The sequence below is a fragment of the Hydrogenophaga sp. 70-12 genome (assembly GCF_001897365.1).
GTDB lineage: Bacteria > Pseudomonadota > Gammaproteobacteria > Burkholderiales > Burkholderiaceae_C > Hydrogenophaga > Hydrogenophaga borbori.
In genome coordinates this window covers 1-10,705 of sequence record NZ_MKSS01000218.1, presented here as the reverse complement: position 1 = coordinate 10,705, position 10,705 = coordinate 1, and the positions used below count along the sequence as shown (strand labels likewise).

Here is a 10,705-nt window from a genome sequence, read left to right as displayed (position 1 = left end):
TTCAACCGCCACGCGGCGAAGGGCGAGGACCCGGCCTTCGGCAAGGGCAGCAAGGCCTACAACCGCTACCAGGGCGACGCCACCGTCACGCCCAACCCCTGCGTGGCCCCGCTGGAACACGGCCCGTACTACGCCATCCGGCTGGTCATTGGCGACATCGGCACCTTCGCCGGCCTGGTCACCGACGAGAAGACGCGCGTGCTGGACGCGGCGGGCCAGCCCATCGCCGGCCTGTACGCGGTGGGCAACGACGCCGCCAGCGTGATGGGTGGCAACTACCCCGGCGCGGGCATCACCCTGGGCCCGGCCATCACCTTCGGCTACATCGCGGGCCAGGAGCTGGCCAAGGCCGCGCCGCTGGCGCCGCCCGCCACCGCGCCCGCGGCCAGCGCGCGCGAACAACTGGCCCCCACCGCCTGAGGAGACGCCATGCCCACCTACCCCGACACGCTCGCGCCGCGCCTGCTGCAGGGCCGCCTGGCCTTCGTCACCGGCGCCGGCCAGGGCAACGGCCGGGCCTTCTGCCTGGGCCTGGCGCAGGCCGGCGCGCGCATCGTCGCCACCGACATGAACGCCGTGGCCGTGGAAGAAACCGCGCGCCTGGTGCGCGAGGCCGGCGGCGAGGCCTGGTCCTTCGCGCTGGACGTGACCTCGGCCGAGGCCTGCCGCGAGCTCGCGGCCCGGGTCGCTCGCGAGGTGGGCGCCGTCGACCTGCTGGTGAACAACGCCGGCATCATCATCCGCGAGACCACCGCCAGCCCGCGCGCGGCCGAGAACTTCAAGAAGACCCTGGACGTGAACGTGCACGGCACCTTCAACGTCACGCACGCCTTTCTCGACGCCCTCAAGGCCACGCGCGGCTGCATCGTCAACATGGCCTCCATCGCCGCCTACGCGGGCCAGGGCGCCTCGCTCGGCTACGCGCCCTCCAAGGGCGCCATCAAGCTGCTGACGCAGTCGCTGGCGCAGGAGCTCGCGCCCTTCGGCGTGCGCGTCAACGCGCTGGCGCCGGGCGTCATCGAAACGCCCATGACCGCCGCCACGCGCGAGGACCCGTCGCGCCTGCAAGGCTTCATGACGCGCATCCCCATGGGCCGCGTGGGCCAGACGGAGGACCTCGTCGGTCCGATCGTCTTCCTGGCTTCCGACATGTCCCGCTACGTCACCGGCATCACGCTGCCGGTGGACGGCGGTTTCCTCGCGGTGTGACACCCGCGCCCAGCCACCCTTCCCGCCACCTCACTCGACCACAGGAGACAAGAAAGATGAACATCAAGCGTTATTGGGGCGCCGCGCTGTCGGCCATCGCCCTCGCGGCCTTCGCGGGCGGCGCCCAGGCCCAGGACATCAAGCTCGGCTACAACGGCGACCTCTCGGCCTCGCCCTCGGCGCAGAGCGGCCAGGCCGCCGTCATCGGCATGGAGGCGGCCATCGCCGACATCAACGCCGCTGGCGGCGTGCTGGGCAAGAAGCTGGCGCTGGTGGTGCGCGACGACGCCTCGGCGCCGCCCAAGTCCATCCAGAACATGACCGACCTGATCGACAACGAGAAGGTGGTCGCCGTGTTCGGCCCCACCAACTCGGGCAACGCCATGGCCTGGAAGCACATCGCCAACCAGAAGAAGGTGCCGGTGATCGGCAACGTGGGCTCGGGCACCGCCATCACCGCGCCCATGGGCTCGGGCGACAACTACATGTTCCGCGTCTCCATGGTCGACCGCGAGCAGGTGGCCGCGCTCATGGCCTACGTGAAGAAGAACAGCGCCGCGAAAAGCGTGGGCCTGATGGCCGAGACCACCGGCTACGGCCAGGGCGGCCTGAAGGACATGCAGGAGCTGGCCGAGAAGCAGGGCATCAAGATCGTCGCCACCGAGCACTTCGGCGTCGGCGACACCGACATGACCTCGCAGCTCAACAAGATGAAGGCCGCCGGTGTGGACACCGTGGTCGTCTGGGCCCAGGGCACGCCCATCGCCCAGCTGGTGCGCAGCATGGAGAAGGTGAACTACTTCCCGCTCACGCTGACCTCGTGGGCGGCGGACAACATCACCTTCTACGACGCCGCCGGCAAGACCCTGGCCGAGAAGCCCATCTTCATGCGCACCGTGAGCGAGGAGAAGACGCCCGCGCAGCAGAAGCTGTACGACCGCATCGGCTCGAAACTGAAGGCCCCGAGCGCCTTCTCCTTCGCGCTGCACGGCTACGACTCGGTGCTGCTCTACGCCGCCGCGGCCAAGCAGGCCAACAGCACCGACGGCGCCGCCGTGCGCGCCGCGCTGGAAGACCTCAAGGCCCCGGTGCAGGGCGTGCTCAAGACCTACAACAAGCCCTTCAGCAAGACCGACCGCGAAGCGCTGACCGCCGAGGACTTCGTCTGGATCCGCTGGAAGGACGGCAAGCTGCTGCCCTACAGCGACCCCATCCTGAAATCCCTGACCGCGGCGGACTTCAAGCAGTGAGCGGCCGGGCGATCGGGCCCGCGATGGTCCGATCGCCCTTCTCCCGGAGACAGACATGACAGAAGCGCTCTTGCAGGCGGTTCTCAGCGGGCTGTGCGTGGGCGGTGCCTACGCCCTGGTCGCGCTGGGGTTCAGCGTTACCTTCACGACCACCAAGACCCTCAACTTCTCGCACGGTGAGTTCGTGTCGGCCGGCGCCTTCGTCGGCATGAGCGTGCTGTTCCTCGCCATCGGCAAACCGCTGACGGCCACCAGCTTCGGCGACGCCGAGCCCGGCGCCGCGGCGCAGCTGATGGCCCTGCTCGGCGCCCTGGGCGTCATGGGCCTGCTGGGCTGGCTGCTCTACGCCATCGGCGTGCGGCCCTTCGCCGGGCGCCCCGGCATGGCCTGGGTCATGAGCACCCTGGGCTTCGGCGTCATCCTGCAGAGCATCGGCCTGGCCATCTGGGGCCCCAAGCCCGTGGTGGTGCCCAGCCCCGTGGGCGACCACATCATCCGCTTCATGGGCGTGGGCGTGCGGCCGCAAGAGCTGCTCATGCTGGGCCTGGCCGTGGTGGTGATGATCGGTTTCGACTTCGTCATGAACCGCACCCTGCTCGGCAAGGCCATGCGCGCGGTGGCCGCCAACGGCGCCGTCGCCAGCCTCATGGGCATCAACACCAAGGCGATCATGGTGATCGCCTTCGTCGTCAGCTCCGCGCTCGCGGGGCTCTCGGGCTTCCTGCTGGCGCCCATCGCCCAGGCCTCGCTCTTCATGGGCCTGACCGTGGGCCTCAAGGGCTTCTCGGGCGCCATGATCGGCGGCCTGAGCAACCCGCGCGGCTGCGTCATCGGCGGCTTCGCGCTGGGCGTCATCGAGTCGATGGTGAACCTCTGGCAGGCGCAGTGGCGCGAGGTGGCGATCTTCGCGCTCGTCATCCTGGTGCTGGCCTTCCGCCCGACCGGCCTGTTTGGCGCACGCACGGTGGAGAAGGTATGAGCCCCGCACGGCCGCCCGAAGGGGCTCGCATCGCAGCGCACAGCGCACCGAGTCGTCCCATGACCCGCGTCCCGCACATCGCTGGCGTGCTGCTGGCCGTGGCCCTGGTGGTCGGCCTCAGCTTCGCGCTGAACAACGACTACTACCTGCGCATCCTGTTCATGATGGGCGTGTACTACCTGTGCGCGGCCGGCATGAATGTGCTGGTGGGCTACGCGGGCCAAAAGTCGCTGGGCCAGGCCGGCCTGTTCGCGGCCGGCGCCTACGCCGTGGCCCTGCTGACCACGCGCACCGAGATCAGCCCCTGGATCGCGCTGGCGCTGGCGGCCGTGGTCTCGGGCGTGTTCGGCGTGCTCATCGCCCTGCCTTCGCTGCGCGTGAAGGGCCCCTACCTGGCGATGGTGACCCTGGCCTTCGGCATCGTGGTGGAAAAACTCGTGAGCGAGTGGACCGAGGTGTTCGGCGGCGCGCAGGGCGTCTATGGCATCCGCCCGCTCACCTGGGGCGACAACCCGCTGAGCACGCAGCAGTGGGTCTGGCTCACGGTCGCGCTGTGCGCCATCACCCACCTGCTGCTGCGCAACCTGGTGGGCGGGCGCTTCGGCCGCGCCCTGCTCTCGCTGCAGGCCGACGAGATCGCCTCGTCCTCGGTGGGCGTGCGGGTCTACCGCGCCAAGGTCATCGCCTTCGTGGTCGCCGCCGTCACCTGCGGCATCGCGGGCGCGCTGGTGGCGCAGCAGAACCAGTACATCAACTCCGACTTCATCACCTTCCACCTGTCGATCTTCATCCTGCTGCTGGTGCTGTTCGGCGGTGCGGGCTCCCAGTACGGGCCGCTGGTGGGCACGGTGATCCTCACCGCCATCGACGCGGCCCTGGCGCGCTGGCCCGCCGCGCAGCACTTCCTCTACGGTTTCCTGCTGCTGTTCGCGCTGTACGCCATGCCGGGCGGCGTGATGGGGCTGTTGAACGCCGTGTTCGCGCGCTGGCGCAAAACGCCTGAGCCGCCGCTGGACAGCCAGCCACGCGCCTACCGCCCGGCCTCGGAGGACGCCACGGGCGACCTGCTGGTGGTCGAGAACGTCTCCAAGTCCTTCGGTGGCGTCAAGCCCGCGCAGGACGTGAGCTTTCGCCTGCAGCGCGGCCACGTGCACGCGCTGATCGGCCCCAACGGCGCCGGCAAGTCCACCATGATCAACATGGTCACGGGCGTGCTCGACCCCAGCGCGGGCACGATCTGCTTCCTGGGCCAGAACCTCGGCGGCCGGCCCGCGCACGCCATCTGCCAGCTGGGCATGGGCCGCACCTTCCAGAACCTGCGGCTGTTCGCCGAGCTCTCGGTGCTGGACAACGTCAAGCTCGGCCACCACACGCGCATGCGCAACGGCTTCTTCGCCTCGCTGCTGGCCTTGCCATCGGCGCGGCGCGAAGAGGCGCGCACCACCGAGCGCGCGCTGCAGCTGCTGGCGCTGGTGGACCTGCTGCCCCTGGCCCATTCGCCCGCCGGCAGCCTGCCCTATGGCCTGCAGCGCCGCGTGGAGCTGGCGCGCGCCCTGGCCACCGAACCGCAGCTGCTGCTGCTCGACGAGCCCGCGGCCGGCCTCAACCCGCAGGAGACCGCCGAGCTGGGCCAGCTGCTGCTCAAGATCGCGCGCTGCGGCATCTCCATCCTGATGGTGGAGCACCACATGGACCTGGTCATGTCCATCTCCGACCACGTCATCGTGCTCGACTACGGCATCAAGATCGCCGAAGGCAAGCCGGCCGAGATCCAGAACAACCCGCGCGTGATCGAGGCCTACCTCGGCGTCGAGGACGAGGCCGCCCCGTCGGCGGCCTGAGGGAACACCACATGCTCAAGATCGATCAGCTCGAGGTGGCCTACGGCGCCATCCAGGCCGTCAAAGGCGTCAGCCTGGAAGTGAAGGCCGGCGAAGTGATCGCCATCATCGGCGCCAACGGCGCGGGCAAGAGCAGCCTGCTGCGCTGCATCGCCGGCCTGGAGCCGGCCGCCGGCGGCAGCATCCGCATCGCCGACACCGACTGCACGCGCCTGGCGCCGCACCGGCGCGTGGGCCTGGGCGTGGCCCTGTCGCCCGAGGGCCGCGGCGTCTTTCCCGACCAGACCGTGCGCGAGAACCTGATGCTCGGCGCCTACGCGCGCCGCCAGGACAAGGCCGGCGTGATGCGCTCCATCGAGCGCGAGTTCGGGCGCTTCCCGCGCCTGCGCGAACGCCAGGACCAGCTCGCGGGCACGCTCTCGGGCGGCGAGCAGCAGATGCTCGCCATCTCGCGCGCGCTCATGAGCGAGCCGCGCCTGCTGCTGCTCGACGAGCCCTCGCTGGGCCTGGCGCCGCTCATCATCAAGGACATCTTCAACGCCATCCGCCAGCTGCGCGAATCGGGCCTGACCATCCTGCTGGTCGAGCAGATGGCCAAGCAGGCGCTGGGCGTGGCCGACCGCGCCTACGTGCTCGAGACCGGCCGCATCACCCTGCAAGGTTCGGGCGCGCAGCTGTTGAACGATCCCAAGGTGAAAGCCGCCTACCTCGGCGCGCACTGAGCGCGCCCCACCCGGAGGACTGTTCCATGATCGTGCGATCGGGTTTGATCCAGAAGCAGGCGGGCTGGAGCGACGAGGACTTCCGCCGCCACTGGCGCGGGCACCACGGCGCCCTGGCGGCCCAGCTGCCCGGCCTGCGCCGCTACGAACAAAACCCCGTCGTCGACAGCCAGCAGCGCGGCTTCAGCTACCCGCGCGGGCCGGAGCGGCTCGACGGCTTTTCCATGCTCTGGTTCGACAGCGAAGCCGCCATGCGCGAGGCCCTGCGGACCGACGCCGGCCAGGCGCTCATCGCCGACGAGCAGCGCTTCATCGGCGACCTGCGCATCGTCACCATCGACCAGATGGAGGTGATACCACCGGACGCGGGCCGCCCGCTGCTCAAGCGCATGTCGCTGCTGCGCCGGCGCGAGGACGTCTCGGCCGAGGAATTCCAGCGCGAATGGCGGCAGGAGCACGCCCACCTGGTGAAGCGCGTGGCCGGCGTGCGCGGCTACCGGCAGAACCTCATCGTGGGCCGCGAGGCGCCCAAGGGCCACCCGGTGTCGCGCGAGGCCTGGCCCATCGACGGCATCGTCGAGCTCTGGTTCGACGACACCGATTCGCTGGACCAGGCCTTTGCCTCGCCCAAAGGCCAGACCCTGATGTCGCACGCGCGCGAGTTCATCGCCGAGATCACCACCTTCCTGGTCGAACGCCACGTGGTGGTGGGCTGACGTGGCCGGCGGCGCGGCGAGCGGAGCGTCCTCCCACGCGGGCCTGAACGGCGGCGGCGAAGGCCGGCGCGCCTACGCCCTGCTGCTGGGCGCGATGGCCATCTGGGGCGTCAACCTCTCGGTGGTGAAGGCGCTCACGGGCTCGCTCGACGTGCTGACCGTGGCGGCCGTGCGCATGGTCGTCGCGGCGCTCGCGCTCACGGCCCTGCTGTTCCTGCGGCGCGAGCGCCTGCCCGTGCTGAGCGCGCGCGCCTTGCTCGCGCTCACGGGCTGCGCGCTGGTCATGGTCTATGGCAACCAGATCCTGTTCTCGGCCGGGCTGGCGCGCAGCACCGCCACCAACGGCGCCCTGATCATGTCGCTGGGGCCGCTGGTGTCGGCCCTGCTGGCGGCCCTGGTCTTTCGCGAACGCCTGGGCGCGCGCCGCCTGGCCGGCGTGGCCATCGGCTTTGCCGGCGTGGCCCTGGTGGTGCTGAACCGGCCGGGCGCGCAGCTGGGCGGCGGCTCCTGGGGCGACGCGCTCATCATCGCCTCGGTGGTGTGCTTCGCCTCGGGCGGCATCGCGGTGCAGCGCCTGTCCCGGGCCTTCACGGCGCTGCAGATCAGCTGGGTGGTGCACGTCATTGGCGCCACGCTGCTGGTGCTGCACGCGGCCCTGTCGCCCGAGGCGCGCCTGTCGGACCTGGCCCAGGCCTCGCTGACGACCTGGTCGCTGGTGCTGTACTCGGGCATGCTGGCCACGGGCGTGGCGGCCCTGGTGTGGAACCTGTCCATCGCGCGCCTGGGCATCGCGCGCACGGCGATGGGCTTCTACTGGGTGCCGATCTTCGGCGTGGCCTTCGCGGTGGCCTTCATGGGCGAGGCGCTGACGGGGTGGCACGCGCTGGGGCTGGCGAGCGTGATCCTGGGGTCGCGGCTGGGGTTCGCGCGGCGGGGCTGACGCGACGGGGATGAGCGGTACTCACCGTGGCCCCGTGGGCCTTGCACCCACGAGGCCAGTCGCTCAGTACTTCATCTCAAAACCTTGCAGTCCCTCATGCAGCGCACGGCCTTGGTGTCGGGCCGGTCGTCGACGATGAAGCCGTCGCGGTTGGGCATCTTGAGCGCCTTGAGTGTGGCGGCGTTCACCACCGCGTCGGCCGGCAGCAGGCCGTTGAGGTGCAGGATGTAGCCGGTGACGGCGTAGACCTCGTCGTTGCTCAGGGACTGCGGCTGGGTGAGCGGCATGGCCCGGCGCACGTAGTCGAAGAGCACGGGTGCGAACGGGTACATGCTGCCCGGGGTCAGGAGGCGGCGTTCGGTGGTAAAGGAGCCGATGCCGCCGACCATGGTGCCGAACATGATGCCGCCCTCGGCCTTGGCGCCGTGGCAGGACGCGCACTTGCCGTCGTACACCGCCTGTCCCTGGGCGATGGTGCCGCTGCCGTCCGGCAGGCCCGCGCCGTCGGTGGTGCGGATGTCGATGTTCCAGCTGGCCAGTTCGGCCTCGGTAATGGGTTGGCCGAACGCGGCCTTGACCGCCGGCGCCGCGGTGGCGTGCGCACCGGGGTCCTTGGGCTGTGTGGGCTGTGCGGCCTGCGCGCTGCCCGCCAGCAGCCAGGCGCAGGCCATGGCGCAGCCCAGGGGAACGAGGGTGTTAAGCGATCGCATTGCTCACCTCCCCGGCGGTGTTGATGGTCCACGGGAAGATGCCGTTGTGGTGCTGCACGAAGCCGGTGATGGCGCGCACCTTCTGGATGTCTTCCACGGTGGGTTGCACATAGCCCGTCGAATCCACCGCGCGGCTGGCGATCTTGGCGGGCGATCCGTCCCAGTTCCAGCGCAGGCGAAAGCGCGTCAGGCATTTGTCGAGCACCGGTTCTTCCAGCTCGGCCTGGCGCCAGGTCTGCCCGCCGTCCACGGTGACGTCCACCGCCCGGATCTTGCCCAGGCCCGACCAGGCGAAGCCGATGATTTCCACCGGGCCGCGCTGCACCTTCATCGAACCCGAGGGCGAGGTGATCACCGACTTGGCCTCCATGGCGAAGCTGAACTGGCGCCATTTGCCGTTGGGCATGGGGTCGGTGTAGCGCGCGGTTTCGCTGCGCAGGTGCCAGGGCTTGTCGCCCATCTTCAGGCGGCGCAGCCACTTGATGCTGACGTTGCCCTCCCAGCCGGGGATGAACAGCCGCAGCGGGTAGCCGTTCTCGGCGCGCAGCATTTCACCGCCCGTGGCGTACACCAGCAGGGCGTCGTCCATCAGCTTTTTGATGGGCAGGCTGCGGGCGTGGGCCGAGCCATCGGCGCCTTCGGCCAGGCCCCAGGTGGCCTTGGGGTCCACGCCGGCCTCGTCCAGCAGCACGGACAGCGGCACGCCCGTCCATTGCGTGCACGAGAGCAGGCCGTGCGTTTGCTGCACGGTCTTGGAGGCCGGTTTGAGCCAGTCGGTCAGGCCGTTGCCCGAGCATTCCATGAAGTAGAAGCGCGACACCGAGGGGTAGCGCATGAGGTCGCTCATGGTGAACACCAGCGGCTGGCGGACCATGCCGTGGATGGCGAACCGGTGCTGCTCCGGATCGATTTCCGGTACCCCGTTGTGGTGGCGCTCGTAGATCAGCCCGTTGGGCGTGACGATGCCGTGCTGCTGGTGGACCGGCGTGAAGCTCCAGTCCGAGAAGTTCTGCTTGTTCACCAGCACGTCGGTGCGCCGGCGTTTGACGTGCGCCTCGAACTTGGACGGCATGCCGTATTCGTTCTCGGGGATCGGCGTGCCCGGGCGCAGGTTGGATGGCGGCACCGGCAGCGCGGCCCGGGCCGGGCCGGCCGCGGCCAGGCCCGCCAGGCCGGCGGCCGCCGCCGCCGTCTGCGCGAACAGCTGTCGCCGTGCGGGTTGCCGCGGGTGGGTGATGGACCGCGTGGTCGCCAGCTCCGATTGGGCCTGCCGCACCAAGCGCTGGCCTGGGTCTTCCTTGCTCACGGCTTGTCTCCAGTGGGGTGTTGTGGGATGTCTACCAACCGACCGATCGGTACAGACTACTATGGCGGCATTCGCCAAGGAAGATCACTGGGGTTTACCCGTGCAGGCGCCGGTCCGCCGTGTCAGGTGGCGCGCAGCATGCGCAGCGTCAGGTCGTTGAAGCGCTCAGCGATGGCCTGCGCGCCCTCGGGCCGTTGCGGCTTCATCCAGAGGTAGCAGTAGTAGTACATGCCCAGCACGCCCTTGAGCACGAGCGCATCGAAGGGCCGGAACACGCCTTGTTCCGCGCCTTCGATCATGGTGTCGCGCCACACCTGTTCGTAGCGGCCGTGCCAGCCCATGACCTCGTTGCAGCGTTCGGTGGAGAGCGACTGAACGTCCCGGAAGCAGACCGTCAGCTCGGCCTGGTGCGAGGCCACCTTGTGCACCAGGACCGAGCCGAGCCGGGTCAGCCGCGCGACCGGGTCGCTTTCCTCGGCCTTGAGGCGCAGCGCGCTGTCGGCCAGCTCGGTGATGTACTCACGGGTCACGTCGTACAGCAGGTCTTCCTTGCTGCGGATGTGGTGGTAGAGCGCCCCGCGGCCGAGCTTCACCGCTTCCTGGATGTCGCTCATGCCGACCGCGTGGTACCCGCGCTGCGCGAACAGCTGGGCCGCGATCTTCACGATGCGCGCCCGCTGCGGCAACTCGGGGTAGTCGGTCACATCCATGACAGGGCGGTGGGGCGGTGCCGGCGATCGCCAGGCCGGTCAGACGTCGATGTTGCCGGCCCTCAGCGCGTTGGTCTCGATGAAGTCGCGCCGCGGCTCTACCTCGTCGCCCATCAGCATGGTGAACACGCGGTCAGCCTCGATCGCGTCGTCGATCTGCACGCGCAGCAGGCGGCGCACTTCGGGGTCCATGGTGGTTTCCCAGAGCTGCTCAGGGTTCATCTCGCCCAGGCCCTTGTAGCGCTGGCGCGCGGTGGTGCGTTCGGCTTCGCTGATGAGCCATTGCATGGCGGTGCGGAAGTCGCTCACGCGCTCTTCCTTC

Annotated in this window: 11 protein-coding genes and 1 pseudogene; 8 read left to right on the top strand and 4 right to left on the bottom strand. The window is 69.7% G+C overall.

Features of this window, described 5'->3' with window-relative positions:
* From BGO22_RS12875 to BGO22_RS12840, 8 genes are all read left to right on the top strand, one after another.
* On the top strand, positions 1 to 420 hold a 420-nt coding region (locus BGO22_RS12875; protein ID WP_286851164.1), incomplete at its 5' end, for an FAD-binding protein.
* A 9-nt stretch (positions 421 to 429) separates the two neighbouring features.
* Positions 430 to 1,209, top strand: coding sequence for an SDR family NAD(P)-dependent oxidoreductase (locus BGO22_RS12870; protein WP_286851162.1), 780 nt, complete (start codon positions 430 to 432; stop codon positions 1,207 to 1,209).
* A gap of 56 nt (positions 1,210 to 1,265) precedes the next feature.
* The gene (locus BGO22_RS12865) at positions 1,266 to 2,459 is read left to right on the top strand and encodes an ABC transporter substrate-binding protein (protein ID WP_070399686.1); all 1,194 of its coding nucleotides are present in this window, start codon (positions 1,266 to 1,268) and stop codon (positions 2,457 to 2,459) included.
* Positions 2,460 to 2,514: 55 nt separating this feature from the next.
* Positions 2,515 to 3,438, top strand: coding sequence for a branched-chain amino acid ABC transporter permease (locus tag BGO22_RS12860; protein WP_204743741.1), 924 nt, complete (start codon positions 2,515 to 2,517; stop codon positions 3,436 to 3,438).
* Positions 3,439 to 3,497: 59 nt separating this feature from the next.
* Positions 3,498 to 5,279: a branched-chain amino acid ABC transporter ATP-binding protein/permease gene (locus tag BGO22_RS12855; protein WP_204743740.1), complete on the top strand. Its 1,782-nt coding sequence runs from the start codon at positions 3,498 to 3,500 to the stop codon at positions 5,277 to 5,279.
* Positions 5,280 to 5,290: 11 nt separating this feature from the next.
* On the top strand, positions 5,291 to 6,001 hold the full coding sequence (locus tag BGO22_RS12850) for an ABC transporter ATP-binding protein (RefSeq protein WP_070399689.1): 711 nt from the start codon (positions 5,291 to 5,293) through the stop codon (positions 5,999 to 6,001).
* Positions 6,002 to 6,027: 26 nt separating this feature from the next.
* Positions 6,028 to 6,717, top strand: coding sequence for an EthD domain-containing protein (locus BGO22_RS12845; protein WP_286851159.1), 690 nt, complete (start codon positions 6,028 to 6,030; stop codon positions 6,715 to 6,717).
* A 1-nt stretch (position 6,718) separates the two neighbouring features.
* Entirely contained in the window at positions 6,719 to 7,657 is a 939-nt protein-coding gene (locus BGO22_RS12840) for a DMT family transporter (RefSeq protein ID WP_239478217.1), read from the top strand.
* A gap of 71 nt (positions 7,658 to 7,728) precedes the next feature.
* Here the strand turns inward: BGO22_RS12840 and BGO22_RS12835 are convergent, their stop codons facing one another.
* From BGO22_RS12835 to gyrB, 4 genes and pseudogenes are all read right to left on the bottom strand, one after another.
* Positions 7,729 to 8,367, bottom strand: a complete 639-nt coding sequence (locus tag BGO22_RS12835) for a c-type cytochrome (protein ID WP_286851156.1) — start codon at positions 8,365 to 8,367, stop codon at positions 7,729 to 7,731.
* Positions 8,354 to 9,673 carry a sulfite dehydrogenase gene (gene soxC, locus BGO22_RS12830; protein WP_286851154.1) on the bottom strand — a complete coding sequence of 440 codons (1,320 nt, stop codon included), beginning with the start codon at positions 9,671 to 9,673 and terminating at the stop codon, positions 8,354 to 8,356. Before soxC ends, BGO22_RS12835 begins: the two co-directional genes overlap by 14 nt.
* 122 nt (positions 9,674 to 9,795) lie before the next feature.
* Positions 9,796 to 10,383 carry a TetR/AcrR family transcriptional regulator gene (locus BGO22_RS12825; RefSeq protein WP_286851153.1) on the bottom strand — a complete coding sequence of 196 codons (588 nt, stop codon included), beginning with the start codon at positions 10,381 to 10,383 and terminating at the stop codon, positions 9,796 to 9,798.
* A 39-nt stretch (positions 10,384 to 10,422) separates the two neighbouring features.
* A pseudogene (gene gyrB / locus BGO22_RS12820) lies at positions 10,423 to 10,705 on the bottom strand (DNA gyrase subunit B); the annotation flags it as partial.